23 protein-coding genes are annotated in these 24,357 nt (G+C 59.4%); 11 read left to right on the top strand and 12 right to left on the bottom strand.

Annotated features, from left to right (window positions below; all coding sequences use genetic code 11):
- The first annotated feature begins 7 nt into the window (after positions 1–7).
- The 3 genes from FAZ30_RS15620 to aroF all read left to right on the top strand — a co-directional run bounded on the left by FAZ30_RS15620 (position 8) and on the right by aroF (position 2,316).
- The gene (locus tag FAZ30_RS15620) at positions 8–589 is read left to right on the top strand and encodes an LOG family protein (RefSeq protein ID WP_137009804.1); all 582 of its coding nucleotides are present in this window, start codon (positions 8–10) and stop codon (positions 587–589) included.
- A 37-nt stretch (positions 590–626) separates the two neighbouring features.
- Positions 627–1,190, top strand: coding sequence for a hypothetical protein (locus FAZ30_RS15615; protein WP_137009803.1), 564 nt, complete (start codon positions 627–629; stop codon positions 1,188–1,190).
- 106 nt (positions 1,191–1,296) lie between these two features.
- Positions 1,297–2,316 carry a 3-deoxy-7-phosphoheptulonate synthase gene (gene aroF / locus FAZ30_RS15610; protein WP_124640993.1) on the top strand — a complete coding sequence of 340 codons (1,020 nt, stop codon included), beginning with the start codon at positions 1,297–1,299 and terminating at the stop codon, positions 2,314–2,316.
- Between the two features lie 62 nt (positions 2,317–2,378).
- Here the strand turns inward: aroF and FAZ30_RS15605 are convergent, their stop codons facing one another.
- Genes FAZ30_RS15605 through dapF form a run of 3 tightly spaced genes read right to left on the bottom strand, consistent with a single transcriptional unit; the run spans position 2,379 to position 4,460 of the window.
- Positions 2,379–2,948 (bottom strand): hypothetical protein, encoded by a 570-nt coding sequence (locus FAZ30_RS15605; protein ID WP_137009802.1) that lies wholly within the window; start codon positions 2,946–2,948, stop codon positions 2,379–2,381.
- Entirely contained in the window at positions 2,945–3,595 is a 651-nt protein-coding gene (locus tag FAZ30_RS15600) for a DUF484 family protein (protein WP_137009801.1), read from the bottom strand. The genes FAZ30_RS15605 and FAZ30_RS15600 overlap by 4 nt, the downstream gene beginning before the upstream one ends.
- Before the next feature lie 34 nt (positions 3,596–3,629).
- Positions 3,630–4,460: a diaminopimelate epimerase gene (dapF, locus tag FAZ30_RS15595; RefSeq protein ID WP_124640999.1), complete on the bottom strand. Its 831-nt coding sequence runs from the start codon at positions 4,458–4,460 to the stop codon at positions 3,630–3,632.
- Between the two features lie 120 nt (positions 4,461–4,580).
- Here dapF and FAZ30_RS15590 point away from each other — a divergent pair, with 120 nt between their 5' ends.
- The 3 genes from FAZ30_RS15590 to FAZ30_RS15580 are packed head-to-tail and all read left to right on the top strand — an operon-like array spanning position 4,581 to position 6,518.
- On the top strand, positions 4,581–5,171 hold the full coding sequence (locus FAZ30_RS15590) for a TetR/AcrR family transcriptional regulator (RefSeq protein ID WP_137009800.1): 591 nt from the start codon (positions 4,581–4,583) through the stop codon (positions 5,169–5,171).
- 44 nt (positions 5,172–5,215) lie between these two features.
- Positions 5,216–5,695 (top strand): DUF4442 domain-containing protein, encoded by a 480-nt coding sequence (locus FAZ30_RS15585; RefSeq protein ID WP_246043368.1) that lies wholly within the window; start codon positions 5,216–5,218, stop codon positions 5,693–5,695.
- A gap of 10 nt (positions 5,696–5,705) precedes the next feature.
- Positions 5,706–6,518, top strand: a complete 813-nt coding sequence (locus FAZ30_RS15580) for a crotonase/enoyl-CoA hydratase family protein (protein WP_137009798.1) — start codon at positions 5,706–5,708, stop codon at positions 6,516–6,518.
- 66 nt (positions 6,519–6,584) lie between these two features.
- On the opposite strand, the gene FAZ30_RS15575 is transcribed toward FAZ30_RS15580, so the two are convergent.
- The 6 genes from FAZ30_RS15575 to FAZ30_RS15550 form a co-directional block, all read right to left on the bottom strand.
- Entirely contained in the window at positions 6,585–7,787 is a 1,203-nt protein-coding gene (locus tag FAZ30_RS15575; protein WP_137009797.1) for a branched-chain amino acid ABC transporter substrate-binding protein, read from the bottom strand.
- A gap of 279 nt (positions 7,788–8,066) precedes the next feature.
- Positions 8,067–9,284, bottom strand: a complete 1,218-nt coding sequence (locus FAZ30_RS15570; RefSeq protein ID WP_124641009.1) for a branched-chain amino acid ABC transporter substrate-binding protein — start codon at positions 9,282–9,284, stop codon at positions 8,067–8,069.
- A 193-nt stretch (positions 9,285–9,477) separates the two neighbouring features.
- Positions 9,478–10,566: a ferrochelatase gene (gene hemH, locus FAZ30_RS15565; protein ID WP_137009796.1), complete on the bottom strand. Its 1,089-nt coding sequence runs from the start codon at positions 10,564–10,566 to the stop codon at positions 9,478–9,480.
- A gap of 86 nt (positions 10,567–10,652) precedes the next feature.
- Entirely contained in the window at positions 10,653–12,953 is a 2,301-nt protein-coding gene (locus FAZ30_RS15560; RefSeq protein ID WP_137009795.1) for a DNA translocase FtsK, read from the bottom strand.
- A gap of 94 nt (positions 12,954–13,047) precedes the next feature.
- A complete protein-coding gene (locus FAZ30_RS15555; RefSeq protein ID WP_124641359.1) occupies positions 13,048–14,148 on the bottom strand; it encodes an anhydro-N-acetylmuramic acid kinase in 1,101 nt (366 codons plus the stop codon).
- A gap of 17 nt (positions 14,149–14,165) precedes the next feature.
- Positions 14,166–15,500 (bottom strand): M23 family metallopeptidase, encoded by a 1,335-nt coding sequence (locus FAZ30_RS15550; RefSeq protein ID WP_124641015.1) that lies wholly within the window; start codon positions 15,498–15,500, stop codon positions 14,166–14,168.
- A gap of 190 nt (positions 15,501–15,690) precedes the next feature.
- Here FAZ30_RS15550 and FAZ30_RS15545 point away from each other — a divergent pair, with 190 nt between their 5' ends.
- On the top strand, positions 15,691–16,704 hold the full coding sequence (locus tag FAZ30_RS15545; RefSeq protein WP_137009794.1) for a hypothetical protein: 1,014 nt from the start codon (positions 15,691–15,693) through the stop codon (positions 16,702–16,704).
- Between the two features lie 7 nt (positions 16,705–16,711).
- Complete coding sequence (gene recJ, locus FAZ30_RS15540; RefSeq protein ID WP_124641019.1) at positions 16,712–18,403, top strand: single-stranded-DNA-specific exonuclease RecJ; 1,692 nt, start codon at positions 16,712–16,714, stop codon at positions 18,401–18,403.
- Positions 18,404–18,460: 57 nt separating this feature from the next.
- Here the strand turns inward: recJ and gdhA are convergent, their stop codons facing one another.
- A complete protein-coding gene (gene gdhA, locus FAZ30_RS15535; protein ID WP_124641021.1) occupies positions 18,461–19,798 on the bottom strand; it encodes an NADP-specific glutamate dehydrogenase in 1,338 nt (445 codons plus the stop codon).
- Positions 19,799–20,087: 289 nt separating this feature from the next.
- On the opposite strand from gdhA, the gene FAZ30_RS15530 reads away from it, so the two are divergent.
- Positions 20,088–21,569: a DNA recombination protein RmuC gene (locus FAZ30_RS15530; protein WP_124641023.1), complete on the top strand. Its 1,482-nt coding sequence runs from the start codon at positions 20,088–20,090 to the stop codon at positions 21,567–21,569.
- A gap of 155 nt (positions 21,570–21,724) precedes the next feature.
- Entirely contained in the window at positions 21,725–21,979 is a 255-nt protein-coding gene (locus FAZ30_RS15525; RefSeq protein WP_124641025.1) for a hypothetical protein, read from the top strand.
- Positions 21,980–22,051: 72 nt separating this feature from the next.
- Here the strand turns inward: FAZ30_RS15525 and FAZ30_RS15520 are convergent, their stop codons facing one another.
- Together FAZ30_RS15520 and FAZ30_RS15515 are read right to left on the bottom strand one after the other, a co-directional pair.
- On the bottom strand, positions 22,052–23,104 hold the full coding sequence (locus tag FAZ30_RS15520) for an NADP(H)-dependent aldo-keto reductase (RefSeq protein WP_124641027.1): 1,053 nt from the start codon (positions 23,102–23,104) through the stop codon (positions 22,052–22,054).
- A gap of 118 nt (positions 23,105–23,222) precedes the next feature.
- On the bottom strand, positions 23,223–23,618 hold the full coding sequence (locus FAZ30_RS15515; RefSeq protein ID WP_137009793.1) for a helix-turn-helix domain-containing protein: 396 nt from the start codon (positions 23,616–23,618) through the stop codon (positions 23,223–23,225).
- Positions 23,619–23,831: 213 nt separating this feature from the next.
- Between FAZ30_RS15515 and FAZ30_RS15510 the strand changes: the two genes are divergently transcribed.
- On the top strand, positions 23,832–24,026 hold the full coding sequence (locus tag FAZ30_RS15510) for a hypothetical protein (RefSeq protein ID WP_137009792.1): 195 nt from the start codon (positions 23,832–23,834) through the stop codon (positions 24,024–24,026).
- The last annotated feature ends 331 nt before the right edge of the window (positions 24,027–24,357 follow it).

Raw genomic sequence — 24,357 nt, 5'->3', positions numbered from 1 at the left:
AGTCAACATGAAGTCTGTTTGTCTGTTTTGTGGTTCGAACAAGGGCCAGCGCCCGGAGTACATCACCGCCGCCGCCGCTTTTGGCCGCACGCTGGCTGAGCAGGGCATCACCCTGGTGTATGGCGCGGGCAAGGTCGGGCTGATGGGCGTGGCTGCCGACGCGGCACTGGCCGCTGGTGGCAAGGTGATCGGTGTGATTCCGGAATTTCTCAAGGCCAAGGAAGTCGCCCATCTGGGGCTGACCGAGTTGCATGTCACCGACACCATGCATCAGCGCAAGGCGCTGATGGCCGAGCTGGCTGATGGCTTTGTGGCGTTGCCCGGCGGCTTTGGCACGTTTGACGAGCTGTTTGAAATCCTCACCTGGGCCCAGCTCGCCGTACACGACAAACCGGTTGGGCTCTTGGATGTGGCTGGCTTTTATCAGCCGCTGCTGGCGCTGACCCGGCATGCCGTGGATGAAGGTTTCGTGCCGGCAAGCAATATGGAATTGTTTAGCCACTCGCCCGACATCGTGACGTTGCTGGATGCCATGCGTAATTATCAGCCGCGCCATACTGCCAAGTGGCTTGATCTGGCCCATACCTGACCCCACCTGTAAGGCATCGTCTTTCATAAAGCCAGCCATGTGCGACAGCCGCTGTAAAACCATTACCTGGCGCGTGAAGCGCATCGTGAGCGGGCCGCTGGTACTGCTGGCGGCACTGCTCATCGCCTTTGAGGAATTCGCCTGGGACGAGCTGGCGGCAGTGCTGGCCAGGCTGGGCCGGCTGCCACTGCTGCGCCAGATCGAGGGCTGGATTGCCAGCCGCCCGCCGGCAATCGCCCTCAGCCTGTTTTTGCTGCCGGTGCTGGGCCTGCTGCCGGTGAAGCTGATGGCTGTGTTGTTGATCGGTCGTGGGCATGCCTTGCTTGGTCTGCTGGTGATTGTGCTGGCCAAGCTGCTGGGCACGGCCATTGCCGCCCGGCTATTCGACCTGACCCGCAATCAGCTGCTGCAGGTGTCCTGGTTTGCCCGCAGCTATCAGGCCTTCCTGCGCTTCAAGACCTATGTGTTTGCCCGCCTGGCAGGCTCGCCATACTGGCAGGCCATACAAACCTTGCTGCACCAGTTGCGTAACAGGCGGCCAGCCGTGTGGATGCGGCTGGGCCGCCGTCTGTCGCGGCAATGGCAGCATCTGCGCAAATAGCCAGCCGCCGGCAGGCTGGAGCGATCTGGTAGAATCGCGCAGTCAAACCGTTAGCTCGGTCCACGCCTGGAATGGCAGGCCGGATCTTCCCTTGCAGGAAATCAGCATGATTATTGTGATGAAGCAGCACGCCCGCGATGAAACCATCCAGGCGGTAGTAGACAAGATTCGCGCCGCCGGCCTGAGCGAGCATGTGTCGCGCGGCACCGAGCGCACCATCATCGGCGCAGTGGGTGACGAGCGCGTATTCAGTCCGGATGCTTTCGAGCTGATGCCGGGGGTGGAGCGGGCCATGCGGGTGGTGAAGGATTACCGCATCGTCTCGCGTGAAGTGCACCCGGCAGACAGCGTGGTGCACGTGCGCGGCCAGGCCTTTGGCGGCAAGGCCATCCAGATCATCGCCGGACCGGCTGCGGTGGAAACCGCCGAACAAATGGCCCAGTGCGCGGAGCTGGTAAAGGTTGGCGGCTGCCGCTTGCTGCGTGGCGGCGCATTCAAGCCTCGTACCAGTCCCTATGCTTTCCCGGGAATAGGCGTGGCCGGACTAGAGCAATTGCGCCAGGAATCGCGCCAGCATGGCCTGCCCATGGTGAGCGAACTGCTGGACGTGCGCATGCTGGAGACATTCCTGGAGCTGGATGTCGACATGATCGAAATCGGCGCGCGCAATATGCAGAATGTCGGCTTGCTCAAGGAAGTAGGGCGGATCAACAAGCCGGTCATTCTCAAGCGCGGCCCATCAGCCACACTCACCGAGTGGCTGATGGCAGCCGAGCACATCGCCGCTGGTGGCAACCACAACATCATTTTCTGCGAACGCGGCGTGCGCAGCTTTGAGCCGAGTTATCGCAATATGCTGGATTTGTCGTCCATCCCGGTGCTGAAGCGCGAAACCCATTTGCCGGTCATCGTCGATCCCAGTCATGCTGGCGGCAAGGCGTGGATGGTACCTTCGCTGGCCAAGGCTGCCATCGCAGCAGGCGCGGATGGGCTGATGCTGGATATCCACCCCGATCCTGCCAATGCCTGGTGCGATGGCGAGCAGGCGCTCAATCCGCAGGATTTCCGGCAATTGCTGGGTGAATTGGCGGCACTGGCTGAGGCACTGGGCCGCAGCCTGGCATGAGCTGCAGGCTGAAAAGCAAAAACCGGCCATGGGCCGGTTTTTTATTGTCGCGTAGGCGTGTATCAGGTCCAGCCCAGCAGATAAGGTGCCAGCCATGCCCCCAGCTGCATGCTGAGCAACGGCGACAGCAGGGTGCTGGCCAATAACAGCGTCCAGGACAGCCGATTGCTGCCATTACGCCGCAGCAGGATGGCAAACAGGCGGTATAGCAGATAGCTGATCACCACCATCACCGGCGGCAGCATCACATAGGCCGCCATCGGGCGCCAGTCCAGCAGCGGCGACAGCAGCAGGGTGCCCAGACTCAACGTCAGCTGCGAGCTGAGCAGGGCACTGATGAGTGGTGGCTCACCGGGAAAGCTCAGTCCGCGCCGTGAAACCTTGGCAGTCGCCAGCAGCCAGATGACAGCGCTGAAGGCCAGCCAGACATAGCAGTAGATAAAAGGCAGCCAGACCGGTCGCAGCACGGGGTAGGGTTCCGCATGACGGAATAGCGCCGCCAGCATGAAATAGCCCGCCACGAAGGCCGCGATGGCCACCGGACTGCGTGCGGCGATCTGCCGCCAGAGAATGTGCAGGTAGTAACTTACCAGCAGGAGAATCAGGATCCAGCCGCCCAGCGTTGCGGTCATGCCTGGCCCAGTACGCGCAGCAGTGCTGCAGAAATGATCTCGCCCATTTGCGCCAGGTAATGGGTGTGCATGTCGAAGGTAAAGCGCTGGGCATCATCACTGGCCAGCACCAGCAGGCCAAAGACCGCGCCGCTGGCATCCGTCAGCGGGATCTGGCTGAAAGACTGCAGCACCGGCGTGGCGGGGAACCAGCCCAGTACCTCGTCGTTGACATAAGGCCCACAGTAGGGGGCCGACAAATTGCGTGCCAAGGCCTGCACTTCGTGGCGGGCATTGAACAGCGGCGAGGCTTCGGCGGCAGGGTGCCACAGGCGCAAGGCCATGCGCTCAAGGGCAAAGTCCTGCTGGAAGCAGCTGGCCAGTCCGTCGGCCACCTGCTGCAGGGTGAGGCAGCGCTGCAGCGTCAAGGACAGGCGGTGTGCGCTGTGAATGATCTGGTCATTGGCCTCGCCATGGCGGATGAGTTGATGCAGGCGCGCTTCCAGCTGGCGGTTACGGTCTTTCAGCTCCAGCATCTGGCGGTCGGCCAGCGACACCACCACCCGATCCTGCTGGGTGGCTGCAGCACGCAGGCCGAAACGCTCGGCATGGTGCTGCAGGAAGTCCGGATGATTCTCCAGATAAGCCAATACCTCATCGCTATGCATCAATCACATCCTTTTCATGGGGGGGGGCGGCTGCTCAGACTTCGATTTCACCCTGGAAAACGGTCATGGCCGGACCGGTCATGCGTACGGCCTGGCCTTCGCCATGCCATTCGATCTGCAGATCGCCGCCACGGGTATGCACCAACACCTTGGCATCCAGCAGGCCACGGCGAATACCGGCCACCACGGCGGCGCAGGCACCGGTGCCGCAGGCCAGGGTTTCACCCGCGCCACGTTCGAACACGCGCAAGCGGATTTCATGGCGGGAAACAATCTGCATGAAGCCGGCGTTGACCTTTTCCGGGAAACGGTGGTGGGTTTCAATCAGGGCACCCAGTTGCTGTACCGGCGCAGTATCGACACTATCGACCACTTGAACAGCGTGCGGGTTCCCCATCGACACCACGCTGATGTCGCAACTGTAGTTGTCGATATCCAGCGGATAAGTAATGGCTTCACCTTCGGCGACAAAGGGGATGTCCAGCGGGCGGAAGCGCGGCACGCCCATATCGACCACGGATTGGTTCTGGCCAAGGTATTCCGGAATGATCACGCCCTTGGCGGTTTCCACCCTGATGGCTTTTTTGTTGGTCAGTTTTTGGTCGCAAACAAATTTGGCGAAACAGCGCGCGCCATTGCCGCATTGCTCTACTTCGCTGCCATCGTTGTTGAAAATCCGGTAACGGAAATCGTTGTTTTCTGCGTGGGGAGATTCCACCAGCAGTAGCTGGTCGAAGCCGATGCCGAAGTGGCGGTTGCCGAGCTGGCGGATTCTGTCGGTATCCAGTGAAACGGTCTGTCTGACGCCGTCTATCACCATAAAATCATTGCCCAGGCCATGCATCTTGCTGAATTTGAGTCGCATCGGAAAAGGTCCGGTCTCAGGGTTGGCCAAATGCCTTCCATCATAACTGATACGCTAAGCCTGTCCAGCTTTCAGGGGTATTGGATTGACACCTTACTAACCAGTAAGTAGAGTTTCCGCATGAAACCTGCCGCCGACGTCAAAAACGATACCAGCAAACGCATTCTCGATATTGCCGAGCAGCTGTTGCTGACACGCGGCTTCAATGCTTTCAGTTACCAGCACATCAGCTCGGAACTGGGAGTACGCAATGCCGCCATCCACTATCACTACCCGAAAAAAACCGATCTGGGCGTAGCGCTGATCCAGCGTTATCGCCGCCGTTTTCAGCGCTTTGTCGATGCCCAGCACACACTGGCACCGCAGCAGCAACTGGAACGCTACTTCACCCTGACCGATGCCTATTTCGAGCACGACCAGCAAATCTGCCCCAGCGGCATCCTGACTACCGAATACCAGACCTTGCCACCCGAAATGCAGGCAGAAGCCAATGCTTTCGTCGACGAGATGCGTGACTGGGCGGTACGCATCGCCGAGGCGGGAAGGAGCGATGGCAGCATGCAGTACGCCGGCACGTCCCAGGCGATGGGCTTGCTGATGCTGGCCGCCCTGCAAGGCGGGCTGCAGCTGGCGCGTACCGATCAAACAGTATTGCCGGCATTGAAGATTCAAATCCGGGCCTTATTGGGCCTGGTCACTCCACTTCCATGACATAACAAAGAGGGCTAACACGCATGGACTATCAGAAAAACAGCATGAGCCGCATCGCTGACAAGGTGGGAAAACTGCCTGTTGGTCTGCGCAGCAGGGCATTGTCACTGCTGTTTGGCCGCCTGGTGCCATTTCTTGCCACTTCCGGCCTGCGCTTTGAACAAGTTGGGCACACCCGGCTGACGGTCTCCATTCGCAACCGGCGCAAGGTGCAGAACCATATCAAGGGTGTGCATGCGGCAGCCATGGCCTTGCTGGCTGAAACGGCCAGCGGCTTCGTGGTGGGCATGAATGTGCCGGATGACAAGCTGATGCTGCTCAAGTCGATGAAGGTGAATTACACCAAGCGCTCTCAAGGAGACATGCGGGCGGTAGCCACGCTGAGCGAGGCGCAGATTCGCGATCTGTACCATATTGATAAGGGTGAAACCCTGGTTGAAGTCACGGTAACCGACGAGTCTGGTGAATCGCCCATCCAGTGTGAGATGGTCTGGGCGTGGATTCCCAAGAAGCGGCCGCAATAAGGAGCAGGCGATGCAATGGCAAACCTTTAGCGTCGAACAGCAGGACAAGGTGGCACTGGTGCGCTTCAACCGCGCCGACAAGGCCAATGCACTGAACCAGGCCATGTGGCTGGAGCTGCAGGCGGTGATGGAGTGGGCAGATACCGAGCCGAGCGTGCGCGCAGTGGTACTGGCCGGGCAGGGGCGACATTTTTGCTCCGGCATCGATTTGGCCATGCTGATGGGCATCCAGTCGGTGATTACGGACGACTGCGAAGGCCGCAAGCGCGAAAAGCTGCGGCGGCTTATTTTGCAGCTGCAGGACACCGTATCCAGCCTGGAGAACTGCCGCAAGCCAGTCGTGGCGGCCATTCATGGCGCCTGTCTGGGTGGCGGGCTGGATATTGCGCTGGCCGCTGATTTCCGCTTTGCCTCAGCCGATGCGGTATTTGGCGTGCGCGAAGTGGATATCGGCATGGTTGCCGATGTGGGCACGCTGCAACGTTTGCCTGGTGTGGTCGGGCAGGGCATGGCACGGGAAATGGCGCTGACCGGGCGTGATGTTGGTGCGGAAGAGGCGCTAGCCATCCGCTTGGTCAATAAATTGCTACCTGATGCGGATAGTGTACTGGCCGCAGCACTGGAAACCGCACGCCTGATGGCAGCCAAGTCGCCGCTGGCAGTGCGTGGCAGCAAGGAAATGCTCAACTATGCCCGCGACCACAGCGTAGCGGACAGCCTGAATCATGTGGCCACCTGGAATGCCGCCATGCTGCTGTCAGAAGACATCCAGCAGGCCGGCATGGCCATGATGACGCGCCAAACCGCCAGCTTCCGCGACTAAGCTGGTGCACTGCATGAAAAACGGCAGCTTGTGGCTGCCGTTTTTCTTTGGCGATCGCACAAATGCTTATTGTGCTGCGCTGGCTGCTGCCTTGGCCGGGGCGGCCACCGATTCCCACTTGCTGTTCTTGAGCTGATACAGGGAAACCGTACCGTTCATGATATTGCCCTTGGGGTCGAAGGCGATTTCACCGGTCACGCCTTGCAGCTTGGTCTTGGCCACTTCCGGCAGGTACTTGGCCGGGTCGGCCGAGCCGGCACGCTTCATGGCTTCGATCATCACGCGGGTTGCATCGTAGGTGTAGGGTGCATAAGCCTGGATTTCAGCATTGAAGCGCTTCTTGAACTTGTCGTTGAAGGCCGCAAAGCCCGGCATGTTTTCCTTCGGTGCGCCGGCGCTGGAGGCGTAGCTGCCATCGGCATCCTTGCCGCCCAGCTTGCCGAATTCAGCGGTATTCACGCCATCGGCACCCATGAAGTCAGCGGTAATGCCCAGCTTGCGCATCTGCTTCACCATCGGGCCTGCCTGGGCATCCATGCCGCCATAGAATACCAGGTCCGGCTTTTCACCCTTGATGGAGGTGAGGATGGCCATGAAGTCGGTAGCGCTATTGGTGGTGAATTCACGCTTTACCACCTTGCCGCCGGCTGCTTCTACCGATTTGGAGAAGTCATCCGCCAGGCCTTGGCCGTAGGTGGTGCGGTCATCGATGATGGCAATGCGTGCACGCTTGAGATCGCCCACCGCAAATTTGGCCAGCGCCTGTCCCTGCTGCTGGTCATTGGCAATGATGCGGAAGGTGTTCTTGAAGCCTTGTTCGGTGAACTTGGGGCTGGTTACCGAGCCGGCAATCATCGGAATGCCCGCGTCGGAGTAGATTTTGGAGGCCGGGATCGCTGCGCCGGAAGTCAGGTGGCCGATGACGCCGGCAACCTTGTTATCGACAAAGCGCTGTGCCACTTGGGTAGCAGTTTTCGGGTCGGCCTGGTCATCTTCGGACACGACTTCAAACTTGACCGGCTTGCCGTCCAGTTTCAGGTTTTCCGCAGTGGCTTCTTCGGCAGCCAGCTTGACGCCGTTGTCGGCATCGCGGCCCCAGTGGGCGAACGGGCCGGTCAGCGGATTGGCAGAGCCGATCTTGACGATGACGGCATCGCTGGCGGCAGCGCCGGCAGATGCGTTCTGTTGCGGAGCGGCGGCGTCCTGTTTGCTGCAAGCAGCCAGTGCCAGCACGGCGGCGGTGATAAGGGTAATACGCGGGAGATACATGGAAATGCCCTGGTCTAATTAGAATTGGATGAGGGTCATTCGCCACGAAAGCTTTTGGCATTTCATGTCAGCACACCCCGGGGGTGGTAGGGTCTGTTGATGGCATGGACTGGATACAATCTACGCCACTGACCCGGACATTTTTGTTGTTCCGCAGCATTTCGTCAACCTTTGTGGCTGATCCAGATCAGGCAGCCGTGAAAATGGCCGCTTGCGCTCAAGGCCAGGCATAAAAAAAGCGCAGCCGAAGCTGCGCTTTTCTGGTGATGCGGGAGGGAATTACTGAGCTGCGCTGGCAGCAGCAGGTGCGCCGCCGACAGTGGAAACCACTTCCCACTTGCCGCCCTTGACCTGATACACAGTAACGGCACCATTCTTGATGTCGCCCTTGTCGTCAAAGGTGATCTTGCCGGTTACGCCGGTGTAGTCGGTCTTGCCCACTTCCGGCAGGTATACCTTGGGATCGGTGGACTTGGCACGCTTCATCGAGTCAACCAGTACACGTACGGCATCGTATTCATACGGAGCGTAGATTTGTACTTCGGTGTTGAACTTGGCCTTGAACTTGTCGTTGAAGGCAGCAAAACCCGGCATCTTGTCGCGCGGAACGCCGCAGCTGGAGGAGAACTGACCTTCAGAAGCGTCGCCAGCCAGCTTGATGAATTCCGGGGTCTGCCAGCCATCGCCACCCATCAGCTTGGCCTTGATGCCCAGACGGCTCATCTGCTTGGCCAGCGGGCCAGCTTGTGCGTCCATGCCGCCGTAGAAGATGACGTCCGGCTTGGTAGCCTTGATGGAGGTCAGAATGGCATTGAAGTCAGTAGCGGTGTTGGTGGTGAACTCGCGTTTAACCACATCCACGCCCTTGGCCTTGACGGCCTTTTCAAACTCGTCTGCCAGGCCTTGGCCGTAAGCGGTACGGTCGTCGATGATGGCGACCTTCTTGGCTTTCAGGCCATCAGCAGCGAACTGACCCAGCGCCGTGCCTTGCTGCACGTCGTTGGCGATTACGCGGAAGGTGGTCTTGAAGCCTTGCTTGGTGTAGTCCGGGTTGGTGGCGGACGGGGAAATCTGCGGCAGGCCTGCGTCGGAGTAGATCTTGGATGCCGGGATGGTGGTGCCGGAGTTCAGGTGGCCAACCACGCCGACTACGCCAGCATCAACCAGGCGCTGAGCAACCTGGGTACCGATTTTCGGATCGCCCTGGTCATCTTCGGAAACCAGTTCGAACTTGACTTTCTTGCCGCCGATCTCAACGCCTTCAGCGTTCAGGTCTTCGATGGCCAGCTTGGCGCCAAATTCGTTGTCTTTGCCCAGATGCGAGATCGGGCCGGACATCGGGGATACCTGACCGATCTTGACGGTCACGTCGCCACCGGTGCTGGCCGCAGCTGCGGGAGCGGAGGCGTCGGTAGCGGCCGGTTGCTCTTGTTTGCCGCAGGCAGCCAGGGTCATGGCAGCAGCAGCGATGAGGCTCAGACGAGCATACTTATTCATATTTTATTTCCCCTGATCTTATCTATGTAGACTTGGCGATCTCTGCGGGCAGCCTGATTGAAATTCAGACCTTGCCCATTACTGATTCAGGCCATTCTTTTGGAATGGCTACCAGCTGCGCTGATTATGGGGAGCAGTTTGCGCGAGTGTCAACGGGGTTTATTCGGGCGTTTAAAATTTATTTTTTCGGAGGTCAGCGACTGGCTCCAGGCGACTGTGCGCGCTGCTGGCGCTTGGCGGTATCTTGTTCTATAACTTCCTGCCAGCCTTGAAGATTTTTCCCCACAATACCCGCCAATGCAGCAATCCATTGCGGGCTGTCATTCAGGCAGGAGATGTAGCGAAATTCACCGCCGCCACTGCTTTGGAAACTGTGTTTGCCTTCCATGGCGATTTCTTCCAGCGTTTCCAGGCAATCAGACACAAAGCCGGGACAAATCACATCCAGACTTTTGGTGCCGGCCTTGCCGAGCTGTTCCAGTGTGGCGCTGGTATAGGGCTGCAGCCACTCGGCACGACCAAAACGGCTCTGGAAGCTGACCACGTATTGTTCCTTGCTCAGGCCCAGTCGTTCGGCCAGCAAACGCCCGGTTTTCAGGCATTCACAGTGATAGGGGTCACCCTTGTCCAGCGTGAAACGCGGTACACCATGAAAGCTCATCAGCAATTTTTCTGCGCGGCCATTTTGCTGCCAGTGCGCCTGTACTTGCTGGGCCAGGGCATCGATATAGCCCGGGTCGTCATGAAAGTGGCGCACCGTGCGCAGTTCGGGCATGTTGCGCAGCTTCATCAGTACACGGAACACATCATCCAGTGCGGTGGCACTGGATGAGCCGGCATATTGCGGATACAGCGGCACAACCAGCAGCTTGTCCACGCCTTGGGCGCGCATGTTCTGAATAACGCTTTCGATCGAGGGTTGGCCGTAGCGCATGGCGTAGTCGACCACGACATTGCGTACACCTTGCTCGCCCAGCAGGCCTTTGAGCAGGCTAGTCTGCTTGCGGGTGTTCACCAGCAGCGGCGAGCCGTCCTTGCTCCAGATGCTGGCGTATTTTTTCGCGGATTTTTTCGGCCGCACATTCAGAATGATGCCATTCAGGATCAGCCACCAAACGGCTTTGGGAATCTCAATGACCCGGCTATCCGACAGGAATTGCTTGAGATAAGGACGTACTGCCTGGCCTGTGGGCGCTGTCGGCGTACCCAGATTGATCAGCAAAATGCCAGTCTTGGCCTGGCTGTCATGGGAGAAGGGGGGCTCTGGGAGGTATCCGGACATGGGTTTCTCGCTACCGGTGCTGGGTTGCACCACCGGCAGGATAGCCGGTGGCCAAGTTGAATTACTGCATGACGGGCGTTGCCGGCTTAGTCTTCGCGCGCCGGTGCCAGTACTGTGCGATTGCCATTGGTTTCCATGGCGGAAACCAGGCCTGCACTTTCCATTTGTTCGATCAGGCGCGCTGCGCGGTTATAGCCAATGCGCAAATGCCGCTGCACTGAAGAAATGGAGGCCTTGCGGGTTTTCACCACAATGGCGACTGCCTCGTCGTACAAGGGGTCGGATTCGCCGCTGCCGTCAACATCGCAGCCACTGGTGGCTGCACCCTCGTCGGCCTCGCTCTGGCCGCTGAGTATGCCTTCAATGTAGTCCGGCTCGCCGGTGGTCTTGAGGAACTCCACCACGTGATGCACTTCGTCATCGGCGACAAAAGCGCCGTGCACCCGGTTGGGGTAGCCCGAACCTGGCGGAAGATAAAGCATGTCACCTTGTCCCAGCAAGGCCTCAGCGCCCATCTGGTCGAGAATGGTGCGGCTGTCGATCTTGCTTGATACCTGAAAGGCAATCCGCGTCGGGATATTGGCCTTGATCAGGCCGGTAATCACATCAACCGACGGGCGCTGGGTGGCCAGAATCAAGTGAATGCCGGCGGCACGGGCTTTCTGGGCCAGGCGGGCAATGAGTTCTTCGATTTTCTTGCCAGCCACCATCATCAAGTCAGCCAACTCGTCGATGACCACCACGATCAGCGGCAGGGAATCCAGCGGCTCGGGCGTTTCCGGGGTCAGGCTGAAGGGATTGGGGATTTTCTCGCCAGCCTTGTTCGCATCCTTGATCTTCTGGTTGTAACCCGCCAGATTGCGCACGCCCAGCTTGGACATCAAGCGGTAGCGCCGTTCCATTTCGCCCACGCACCAGTTAAGCGCGTTGGCTGCCTGTTTCATGTCGGTGACCACGGGTGCCAGCAGGTGCGGAATGCCTTCATACACCGACAATTCCAGCATTTTCGGGTCGACCATGATCAGACGCACTTCACGCGCCGTGGACTTGTACAGCAGCGACAAAATCATGGCATTGATCGCCACTGACTTGCCCGAGCCAGTAGTGCCCGCAACCAGCACGTGCGGCATCTTGGCCAGATCCACCGTAACGGGCTGGCCAGCGATATCCTTGCCTACGGCAATGGCCAGGCGGGAGGTCATGTTCTGGTAGCCATCGGAGCCGATGATTTCCGACAGGCGCACGATCTGCCGCTTCGGATTGGGCAGCTCCAGACCCATATAAGTCTTGCCGGGGATGGTTTCCACCACCCGCACGGATACCAGCGACAGCGCGCGCGCCAAGTCCTTCATCAGGTTGACGATTTGCGCGCCTTTGACACCAACGGCCGGTTCGATTTCATAGCGGGTAATCACCGGACCGGGGTAGGCGGCTATCACTTTCACATCCACACCGAAGTCGGCCAGCTTGCGTTCGATCAGGCGCGAAGTGTATTCCACCGTTTCGGCGGAAACCGGTTCATGCTGATCCTTGGGCGCTTCCAGCAGGCTCAGACCGGGCAGCTCGCCACGATTGGGGTCGGCAAACAGCGATTGCTGCACCGGCTTTTGCACCTTGGGCGACAGCGGCACTTCGGCAAGGGTGGCTTCGATGCGCACCGGAGTCTTGTCTTCCTGCTTTTTCTTTTCGGTGCTGACCTTGGCTTCGCGCTGCTGGGCGGTCTCGCGGCCGATTTCGCGGTCCTTGCGCGCCTGCCAGCCATGCCACAGCTTGAGCACGCCATCTTCCAGCGTGCCACCGATTCTTTCCATGATGTCCAGCCAGGACAGGCCGGTGAACAGCGAAAAGCCGATGGCCCCGCTCACCGACAGCAGCAGGTAAGCACCGGGCAGGCCCAGGCCATGTGACAGGGCTTTGCCCAGCCAGTGTCCCAGCATGCCGCCGGCAGTCAGCGGCAAGTTCAGCTGTTTGCTGGCCAGGACGATGCCTTCCACGCTGGAGCTGGACAGCAACAGCAGGAAGAAACCGCCCATGGCGGCCAGCGTCATCGGATTGAGGCGAAAACCCAGCGTTTCCATGCGGCGGTAGCCCCAGGCGATGGCCACCAGGCAGAACACCACCAGCCACCAGGCGGACAGGCCGAATACATAGAGCAGCATGTCGGACAGCCAGGCGCCGAACGCGCCGCCGTAATTGCGCACGGTAGGGTCGGAGGAGCTATGTGACCAGGAAGGGTCTTGTGCGGAATAGCTGGCAAGTACCAGCACCAAGTAGACCGCAGCAACGGCCATCAGCAGCCACCAGGCTTCGCGCAGCAGGCTGGCAAGCTTGGGGGGCAATGGCGTTTGACTGTTCTTGACGACGGCCTTTCTTTTGAAAAGTCGCATTTTTCTCGTTATGGGCTATGACAGTGGCTGATTATAGCCTGACAAGGCCACTCAGAGTGGCTGGCGTTGTCAGGCTACCGGCCGGTGCGCCGGCTCAGCGCGGATAGAGGGCACCGAGCACCCGCAACCCGCTGGCACCGGTAACATCCGGCAGATTGGCGGACTGGCGCTGACAGAAACACCAGGCCAGCCAGGCGAACGCAGCCGCTTCCACCTGATGCACGGGCAAACCCAGTGCGGCCGTGCTGCTGATGAGCAGTTGCGGCAGCTGCTGTTGCAAGGCCTGCATCAGCGCGACATTCAGCGCGCCTCCACCGCAAACGTAGACGCTGCGGGTGTCCGGACAGTAGCGGGTAATGGCATCGGCAATACTGTGGGCAGTCAGCTGCAGCAGGGTGTGCTGGACGTCGGCTGCCGGAATGTCTGGCTGCAGCGCCAGTTGGGCTTCCAGCCAGGCCAGATCGAACAGGTCACGCCCGGTGCTTTTGGGTGGCGGCAAGCGGAAAAAGGGTTCATCCAGCATCTGCTGCAACAGTGGTGTATGCAGCCGGCCACTGGCCGCCCAGTCGCCATTGGCATCGAAGCCGGCACCGGTGCGGCGTTGGCACCAGGCATCCAGCAGCATATTGCCCGGACCACAGTCAAAGCCGATGACCGCGGTGCCACTGGCCAGCCGGGTCAGATTGCTGATGCCACCGATATTCAGAATGACGCGATTTTCCGCGTCGCTGGCAAAAACATGTTGATGAAATGCCGGTACCAGCGGTGCGCCATGACCACCCGCAGCGACGTCGCGGCTGCGAAAATCGCCGATCACGTCGATGCCGGATAGCTCGGCCAGCAGCGCGTGGTTGCCAATCTGCAGCGTGTAGCCGGCATGCGGGGCATGGCGGATGGTCTGGCCGTGGCAGCCGATAGCCGTGATGGCAGCAGGAGGCAGCCGCTGCTCGGCCAAGAGTTGCGCGACCACTTCGGCATACAGCCGGGCCAGCTCATTCCCCAGCCGTGCGGCGCGATCCAGCTCGTCCGAGCCCGTGGGCTGCAACTGCAGCACCTGCTGGCGGATTTCCAGCGGAAAGGCCAGAAAGCTGTCGGCCTCGACGCAAGGACGGCCTTGCGCATCCATGCTCAGCAAAACTGCGTCCACGCCATCAAGGCTGGTGCCGGACATCAGTCCGATATAGCGCTCCGTCATCTGCGTCGGTCTTTCCATCAATCCAGTTGTGCGATCGTTCCCGGCGTGTCACGCAATAGCGCCAGCTTGTCTGTCAGCTGACTGCTGAGTTTGGCAAAGGCGAGGCGCTGGCCGGCAGCCAGGCCAGGGGCGGGCAGGGCGGCGGTGGCAGGATCGACAGCCTGGCCATTGAGTTTCACCTCAAAGTGCAGATGCGGCCCGGTGACACGCCCGGTGCTGCCAACATAGCCCAGCAGATCGCCAGCCTTGACCGGCTTGCCCGCCTTCACGCCGGGGGCAAAACGCTGCATGTGCGCATACAGCGTGCTCAGCTTGGCATTATGTCTCAGGGTGATGACTTTGCCATAGCCATTCTGCGTTTCGGCGGCGCTGATCACGCCATCAGCCGGCGCAACAATGGGCGTGCCCGGCGCAGCAGCGTAATCGACGCCCTGATGCATGCGCAGGGAATGCAGCACCGGATGATAGCGGGTGCCAAAGCCCGAGCTGATACGGTAATGGGCTACCGGCTGCTGGCTGAAACCCTTTTTGACCGGCCGACCGGCTGCATCGTAATAGGCACCGCTTTCACTGTCATGAGCAAAGTAGAAGGCGCGATGCCATTGCCCCGCACGGCTGATTTCAGCAGCCAGGATATTGCCATTGGCAATGGGGCTGCCATTGTAGATCAGGCTTTCGAAGACCAGTTGAATGCTGTCGCCAGGCTGCAGGCTGTCCAGCGCGAACTGGTCGGCAAAGATGTCTGCCAGTTGCGCCATCACCTCGCGCGGGACGCCGGCCGCTTGCAGCTCGCGCTGGGCGCTGCGGCGGATGGTGATGGAGCGCAGGCTGTCCATGCTCTCGGTCGCCAGCGGGTCGGCACTGGCCTGCCATTGATCGCCCTGTTTGGCGATGGCCACCAGCACTTTTTCGCCGTTTTCGTCATCATTCAGAAAACGCAGGGCGTACAGTTCGCCCTCATCACTGGTTTCCACTGCAAGGGTGGCACCGGTATTCAGCTTGAGCAGGTCGCGTGACAGTGGGCTGGAATAAAGAAAACGCCGCGCCTCACTATCGCGCACGCCTAGCCGGTTCAGTACGCGGGCAATGGTGTCGCCACGATTCACCGTTTCATTGCGCCAGTAGCGCGTACCACTGGTCGACGGAGTGAAGGCCGGCAATGCCAGTTTTTCGGTCACCATGCGCTGGCGCACTTCGGCGGCGGCCGCATGCGGGTCGCCCGGTGCCACGGCAAAGGCGGTGACCATGCCGAACAAGGGCAGGCTGGCGGCCAGGCCCAGCCAGCTCAGATGATGATTGATCAGACGACGGGTACAATTTTGCGGGAACTGCAGCAGTTTGCGATAATTCATGTTTTGGTGGACGCCATGCGTGCTTCCGGGAAAATACAGGGTTTGTGACAAGTGGCATTGCGCCCGACCATCTTGGTTGGGTCCGGCTGTCATAAGTTCCGAAAACCATCCATTCAATGAAGGACTTGGCCTCGCTGCCGAGTGCTGTGCGGACATGAAACATGCCCGCCACCTGCCTGTACCTCAATCAATGAAGCTGACACTGCTGATGCCTGGCCTGAGCTGGCTGGATGCCCATGACGGGGCCGAAGTTTGCCGTGGACTGGCACTGCCCGCACTATCCACTCTGCTGGGGCGCGGAACCCGGCAAACCGCACCCACGACGCTGAGCCAGCTCTATCAGCAGCTGCTGGGCATGCCCGGTGAAAGCATTGCCAGCCAGCTGGCACGCCGCGCCGGACTGGACGCCGGCCACTGGCTGCTGGCCGATCCGGTGCATGTGCGCATCGACCGCGACCGCGCCCTGCTGGCCGATGTCGGGGTAATGGCCCTCGCCCAGCACGAGGCCGATGCGCTGCTGCTCAGCCTGAACCAGCACTTTGCCGAAGACGGTCTGCAATTTCATGCGCCGCAACCGGGGCGCTGGCTGCTGCAACTGCCGGATGCCAGCCGGGCCACGTTTACCCCGCTGCCGGATGCCGTGGGAGAAAACGTCAACGAACACCTGCCCGCTGGTGAGCGCGGCCTGCACTGGAGTCGTCTGCTCAATGAGATGCAGATGCTGCTGTACATCCACCCGCTGAATGATGAGCGCGAAGCGCGCGGCGAGTTGCCGGTCAACAGTGTCTGGCTGTGGGGCGATGCCATCGAAGCCGGGCCGGATGCAGCAGTGGAGCGGCCAGATCTGGTTCTGGCCGATGATGAACTGCTGCAACTGCAGGCGACGGCCGCCGGGCTGCCCTGTGACGCAGTCCCTTACGCTGGTGATGGACTGCTGGCTGCTGCCGGCAATAGCGAGCATGTGCTGCTGGTGCAGGATGCCCTGCTGGCGGCGGCGCAGTATCGCGACGCCTGGGGCTGGCGCGAACAACTGCAGCGCATGGAACAGGACTGGTTTGCGCCCTTGCTGCAGCTATTACGGCAGGGGCAGCTGCAACAGCTGCGCTTGCTGTGCCATGGCCCGGCTGGTTTCGAGCTAACCATTTCCCGCCGCGCGCTGTGGAAATTCTGGCAGCGGCCGCAAGCGCTGGCTGCCGTGTACTGAGAACACTATGTCGCACATTGTTACCCGCAGCGTCTCCGCAGACTCTCACTCCACCCTGGTGGCCCAGGGGCTGAGCCCGCTGATGGCGCGGCTGTATGCCGCCCGTGGCATCGCCGGCAGCGAGGAGCTGGACTACGCCCTCAAGGCCCTGCTGCCTTATCAGCAGATGAAGAACATCCAGGCCATGGCCCAGCGCCTGGCCGATGCCATCACAAGCAGCCAGCGCATGCTGGTGGTGGCCGATTACGACGCCGATGGTGCAACCGCGTGCTCGGTAGCGGTAAAAGGCCTATCCATGCTGGGCGGCAAGGTGGACTTCATCGTCCCCAACCGCTTTGAATACGGCTATGGCCTGACGCCGGAAATTGTCGAACTGGCCGCGCAAAGCCAGCCGGACATCATTGTCACCGTGGACAACGGCATTGCCAGCGTGGCCGGGGTGGAGCGGGCACGCGAGCTGGGCATCGAAGTATTGATTACCGACCATCACCTGCCGGGCGATACCCTGCCGCAGGCGCTGATCGTCAACCCCAATCAGCCGGGCTGCGATTTCCCGTCCAAGAATCTGGCCGGAGTGGGGGTGATGTTCTATGTATTGATGGCCTTGCGTGCCGAACAACGCCAGCGTGGCGTGTATGCCGGCAAGACCGAGCCGAATCTGGGTGAATTGCTGGATTATGTGGCGCTGGGCACGGTGGCTGACGTGGTCAGGTTGGACCAGAACAACCGCATTTTGGTGGAAAACGGCCTGCGCCGCATGCGCGCCGGACGCATGGCACCGGGAATTGCCGCCCTGTTTCGCATTGCCGGCCGCGCCCACTACAAGGCCAACACCTTTGATTTGGGCTTTACCCTGGGGCCAAGGCTGAATGCTGCCGGGCGGCTGGATGACATGAGTCTGGGCATTGCCTGCCTGCTGGCTGGCAATGAAAGCCAGGCTATGACGCTGGCGCAGGAGCTGGACCGGCTCAACCGCGAGCGCCGGGTGATCGAGCACGGCATGCAGGACGAAGCCCTAGCCGTACTGGCCAGTTTTGATCCGGCTGACCGCTACACCCTCACCTTATACCGTGACGACTGGCATCAGGGCGTGGTGGGCATTGTCGCCTCGCGTCTGAAAGAACGCTTCCATCGGCCATCCATTGTTTTCGCCCCTGGTGACGAAGGCGAAATCAAGGGCTCGGGGCGTTCCATTCCCGGCTTTCATCTGCGCGATGCGCTGGATCTGGTGTACAAGCGCCATCCGGGGCTGATCCTGAAATTCGGTGGCCATGCCATGGCAGCCGGCATGACGCTGGCAGAAGCGCGCTTTGGCGAATTCCAGCAGGCTTTCGAGCAAGTGGCGCGCGAGCTGCTGGATGAAAACCAGCTGACCCGCACCATCGAAACCGATGGCGGGCTGGATGCGCGTGAGCTGCACCTGCCTTTTGCTGAAGAACTGGCGGCCGAGGTGTGGGGGCAGGGCTTCCCGGTGCCGTATTTTTACGACCGTTTTGCCGTGATGAGCCAGCGGGTAGTGGGTGATAAGCATCTGAAACTGCGTATTGCCAAGCAGGGTCAGGAATTCGACGCCATGCTGTTCAACCAGGTGGATTGGCTGCCGGACAATATCAATGCCGTCTACCAACTGGTGGCCAATGAATGGCAGGGCCGCAAGGAGCTGCAGATCTATCTGCAACACTGGGCGGCGGCAGAATAGTCCATTGCGCTTGAACTGACGGTGGCTGATATCTCCCAGCCGCCGCCAGTCCCAAGGTTACAACACGCCTTGCGCCAGCATGGCATCCGCCACTTTGACAAAACCGGCGATATTGGCACCGCGCACATAGCTGTGGCGGCCATCCGGCCCGCGGCCGTGAGCCAGGCAGGCCTGATGAATACCCTGCATGATGGCGTGCAGGCGCGCATCAACCTCGCCATGGCTCCAGTTCAGCCGGGCGGCGTTCTGGCTCATCTCGAGGCCGGAGGTCGCCACCCCGCCCGCATTACTGGCCTTGCCCGGGGCATACAGCACGCCAGCTTCCTCGAACAAGCGCACGGCTTCCAGCGTGGAGGGCATGTTTGCCCCCTCGGCCACACAGCACACACCATTGGCAATCAGTTGGCGCGCATCGCTTTCATTCAGTTCGTTCTGGGTGGCGCAGGGCAGGGCAACGTCCACCGGCACACCCCAGGGGCGGATGCCGGCATGAAACGGCAGCCCCAGGCGGGCGGCATAGTCGCTGACCCGACCATACAAATGGTTTTTCACTTCCATCAGCTCAGCCAGCTTTGCGGTGGTAAAACCAGCCTCATCGATAACCGTGCCGCTGGAGTCGGAAGCCGTCAGCACCTTGGCGCCCAGCTCCATGGCCTTGACCACCGCGTATTGCGCCACATTGCCTGAGCCAGACACGCTGACGCGCAAGCCTTCCAGCGACAGGCCACGGGTCTGCAGCATCTCCTGAGCGAAATAAACCGTGCCAAAACCGGTGGCTTCCGGCCGCATCAGCGAGCCGCCATAACTCAGCCCCTTGCCAGTAAACACGCAGTCGGCACGATTGCTCAGCTTCTTCACCATGCCGGCCATATAGCCCACTTCGCGGCCGCCGACGCCAATGTCGCCGGCTGGCACATCAGTATCCGCGCCGATATGGCGTTGCAGTTCGCTGGCAAATGCCTGGCAAAAGCGCATCACCTCGGCCGGGCTCTTGCCCTTGGGGTCGAAATCGGCACCGCCTTTGGCTCCGCCCATCGGCAAGGTGGTCAGTGCGTTTTTCAGGGTTTGCTCAAACGCCAGAAACTTCAGTACCGACAGATTGACCGAGGGATGGAAGCGAATGCCGCCCTTGTAAGGGCCAATGGCCATGCTGTGCTGGATGCGATAGCCACGATTGACCTGCACCCGGCCGTGGTCGTCGGTCCAGCAGACGCGGAACATCACGATGCGCTCGGGCTCGACCAGCCGCTCCAGTAAGGACTGCTCGGTATAGCGCGGATGCTGCTGCAAAAACGGTTCCAGGCTGGCGATGACCTCGCTTACCGCTTGCAAGTATTCTGGCTGATCGGGATTGCGCGCCTGGATGTGCTGTAAAAATGGTTGAAGACTGGGCATGGTAAGAACCTTGCGGGCTGGATATGGATGGAAACGGGATACGGCATGACCGCATTGCCTACGCGGAAGGTATTTTGTGCCGAAGCATGAAGCTTGGTGGCTGACATGGCTGCATGTCAGGAAGTTTCCATGGTCATAAATGAATGCGGAGGCAGGCCGCAGGAACTGACGCCCGACCTCATGGAAACAAGCCAGCACATGACAAGGCAGCAGCATTGCGGATGAATTGGTACGAATTCAAATTATCGGCTATGCTTGCCAGCAAACCGACAGGTAGCAGGATGAAGCGATGATTGAGTTGGCACTGGGTATATTACTGGGCGCGGCAAGCGGCCTGCTGCTGGCGCGTTACCAACTACAGCGCCGCCAGCAGCTGGAATACCAGCAATGGCTGCAGCGCGAAGCCACCCTGCAGGCGCAGCTGCAGGCAGCACAGGACAATGGTACGCAGGCCGCGCAGCGTGAGAGCCGGCTGCAGCAGGAACTAGCCACCCTGCGCCAGCAGTTGAACGAGGCACAGCAACAGACCGCAGCGCATTGGGCCAGCCGGCAGGAGCAAGTCAAACAGCTGGAGCAGCTGCGTAGCGAGTGGCAGCAACAGCAGCAGCAATTGCGCCAGCATGCAGATGAACTGGTGCGACTGGGCGGCAGGGAGCTGGAACTGCAAACCCTGTTGCAGCAGGAAAAGCAGCAATCGGCCGAAAAGCTGGCCTTGCTCAGCGAAGCACGTGAAATGCTCAGCAACCAGTTCAAGGCGCTGGCCAGCGATATTCTCGAAGAAAAATCCAAACGGTTTACCGAGCAGAACCAGCAGAACATCGGTGCCATGCTGGGGCCGCTGCACGAGCGCATCCAGGGCTTTGGCAAGCTGGTGCAGGACACCTATGACAAGGACTCCAAAGAACGACTGACGCTGGAGAACGAACTGCGCCGCCTGCAGGAACTGAATACCCGGCTGAACCACGATGCAGTGGCACTGACCCAGGCGCTGACCGGTGCCAGCAACAAGACTCAGGGTGGCTGGGGTGAGATGGTGCTGGAAAAGGTGCTGGAAACATCTGGCCTGACCCGTGACCGCGAATACCGGGTGCAGGTGTCAGATGTGGTGGAAACCGAAGATGGCCTCAAGCGCTACCAACCCGACGTGGTGATCGACCTGCCGGAAGGCAAGCAGCTGGTGGTTGATTCCAAGGTCAGCCTCAATGCCTATGTGCGCTATGTGGCCAGCGATGACGAATCCGTGCGTGAACAAGAGCTGAAACTGCATGTGGCGGCCATCCGCCAGCATATTCGCAGCTTGTCGGAAAAGCGCTACCAGGATCTTTATCACCTCAATACCGTCGATTTCGTTTTCATGTTCATTCCAGTCGAGCCGGCCTATCTGCTGGCAGTGCAGCAAGACATGAGCCTGTTCAACGAGGCCTTCGAGCGGCGCATCATGATCGTCGGCCCCAGCACCCTGCTGGCTACCCTGCGTACGGTGGCCAGCATCTGGCGCTACGAATACCAGAACCAGAACGCCCAGGAAATTGCCCGGCAGAGCGGTGCCATGTACGACAAGCTGGCTGGCTTCGTCGGCAATATGGAAAAACTGGGCAAGCAGCTGGACAGTACTCGCGATACCTTTGGCGATGCCATGAAGCAACTCTCCAGCGGCCGCGGCAATTTGCTGTCCAGTGCGGAAAAGCTGCGCAAGATGGGTATCAAACCCAACAAGCAGCTGCCCGGCCACTTGCTGGACGCCGCCGCCGGGGAGGGCGACGATGAATGAAATGCCCCATCGGGCAGCAGTCGAACAAACTCCCGGCGCGCCGACTTGTCCCAGACAGGGGATGAACAATTCCGTGCAAATGGTAAGATAGCGCCCAGCGAAACATGAAGCAGGGTCGCAGCCTTGCGGCCCGCATTGATAACAGGAGTAACAGTATGGTGTTCTTCAAGATCCCGATGCGCAATTCCAGCGAATGGGAAAAAATGTACGACTTCATCGTGGTGGAAATGAAATCCGCCGACGAACTGGATGACGTACTGTCCGCCACCCTGTACGACGTGTTCGGCGAATTCGACGACGAACAGCCGGAACACTGGCAGCCGCAACAACTGACGCTGGAACAAGCGCTGGCATCCGGCTGGCCGATTTTCAGCTACGCCCTGTATCAGCGCGAAAAAGACATCGAGTAAGCTGGATAGGCACGACTATTCAAGAAAAAGCCCTGATAAATCAGGGCTTTTTTACGTCTGGCAAAACAGAACTCAAGGGCAGGGGTTGGGCATGCGGCTGTGAATCGCCTCCAGCTCCTGCGTAAGCGCCTCATCCAGCGTCAAATGAATGCTGTCCAGATTTTCCTGCAGTTGGGGCAGGGTGGTTGCACCAATAATGTTGCTGGTCACGAAAGGGCGGCTATTGACGAAAGCCAGTGCCATCTGGGCTGGGCTCAGGCCATGGCGCTGTGCCAGATCGACATAAGCCTGCGCAGCCAGGGCCGCGCCCTCACTGCTATAGCGGGTAAAGCGCTCAAACAGCGTCAAGCGCGCCGCAGCAGGCCGCGCGCCATTCAGGTATTTACCGGACAACACACCAAAAGCCAGCGGCGAATAAGCCAGCAAACCAATATTTTCCCGCCGGCTGAACTCGGATAGACCGATTTCGAACAGGCGATTGAGCAAGCTGTAAGGATTCTGAATGCTGACTACGCGTGGCAAACCCAGATTTTCCGAGGCTTTCAGGAACTGAGCCAACCCCCAGGGCGTTTCATTGGACAAACCAATGGCACGGATTTTACCCGCATCAATGAACTCCTTGAGAATGGCCAGCGTTTCCTCGATCGGCGTACTGCCATCCGGATCGTCCTGCCAGGGAAAGCCGAGTGTGCCAAAGGTATTGGCGGTGCGATCCGGCCAGTGCAGCTGATACAGATCCAGATAATCGGTTTGCAGCCGACGCAGACTGTCGTCCAGTGCCTGGGTCAGGTTCTTGCGATCGAAATGCGGTTTGCCATCACGAAAGTGGCTTGGTCGCTTGGGATCGGACGCCGGGCCAACAGCCTTGCTGGCCAGCACAATGCGCTCACGCAAGCCGGATTTTTTCAGCCAGCTGCCGATATAGCTCTCGGTCAAGCCCTGGGTTTCCGGCCGTGGCGGTACCGGATACATCTCGGCAGCGTCAATCAGGTTAACGCCGTGCTCCAGCGCCAGATCGATCTGACTATGTGCTTCGGCCTCGGTATTCTGTTCGCCCCAGGTCATGGTGCCCAGAGCGATCACGCTGACTGAGATATCGGTGTCGCCCAACTTGCGGTATTGCATGATGCTTGTCTTTCAGTGCGGTGGGTCAAGCCAACTATGGTAACGGCCAGCCAGTCGGGTGAGAAGCCATATATGACCATTGCAAGAGCATGGTTTGTGCTCAATTCCGCGATTTACGTTAGTTCGCATAATGACTGGTTTTGTAAAATCCAGTCGCTTCACTTAGGTGTGGGATTGTCACCATTGCCATCATCATCAGGCCGGTCAGTGCTGCCATCACCGGCACGATAGCGCGGCCCTTCTCCCGCTCCCGTGCCTCTCTGAAATCCCGCCAAACCCCCCGTTTTTCCTCGTTTTTTTCTCGTTCTTCCTGTGCGGCCGCAATGATTTTCATCGGGTCAATTCCCAGTGATTTTGCGACAACGAGGCAATGAAAATCGTCCATTAGCGTTTCGCCTGACATGTAACGGCTGATGTTCGTTGTGGACGTTTTTAGAGCCTTGGCTAGTTGGTAATCGGTCTCACAACCTAGCTTTTCCTTCGCTTCTTTCAAGTATTCGATTGATGCCTTCATTGACTACACCCTTGTAGTGATTACACCCCTGTTGTTAGAGTACTTACAGGGTTGTAGTTAGTTCCATCGCTGTAGCGAATTATAGGGGAGGGCGGGACATGCAAGTAAAGCAAAAGGTTTGTGGCAGCTGGAAGGCTCACGGCCACGTGTTCATGTCGTCCTGCCCTGCTGTTTTGATCAGCCGCACTGGCTTCGTGCTGCGGGTGGCCTGACATGCGCTACGTCATCGGCATGGCTCTATTCCCGGTTCTTTCGACTTTCTGTTCGGCATTGTTTGTGATCGCCCTAGTTCCGCCTTTCGGTTTCGGTATGTTTACCGGCCTTATTTTGGCGGTTATGCCGTTGCTTATTTTTTTCTGCGTTCGTTGCTACTGCTACTGCGCCAGCAAGCTGGAAAGGTTGGCCTGACATGATCTACTCTGCCACTCCATTTTTGTTCTTGTCGGCCTTGGCATTTATTTGTGCCGGGTATCCGGGTACTCCTACTTTGCCCCTGCTTGCCATTGGAGCGGTTGCTGGTTTGACCTCCGTCGGCTTGTTCGTGCTCTTCCTCGTTCCTGAGGGGCGGCGCTGATATGTCTAAGTTTGTGAAATGCCCTAGATGTCGTGGCCTTGGCTATAAGGAGGTTATTTTGTTTAGTGGTCTCAACCTTTTTAGCTGTCGAGTAATCCGCACCGTTTGTTCCAAGTGCCGTGGTTCTCGCTTTATTCAGCGTTGATTCCTTATATGTCCGCCTTC

This window comes from Aquitalea aquatilis, assembly GCF_005155025.1.
Classification (GTDB): Bacteria; Pseudomonadota; Gammaproteobacteria; order Burkholderiales; family Chromobacteriaceae; genus Aquitalea; species Aquitalea aquatilis.
This window is presented reverse-complemented; position numbering and strand designations above follow the sequence as displayed.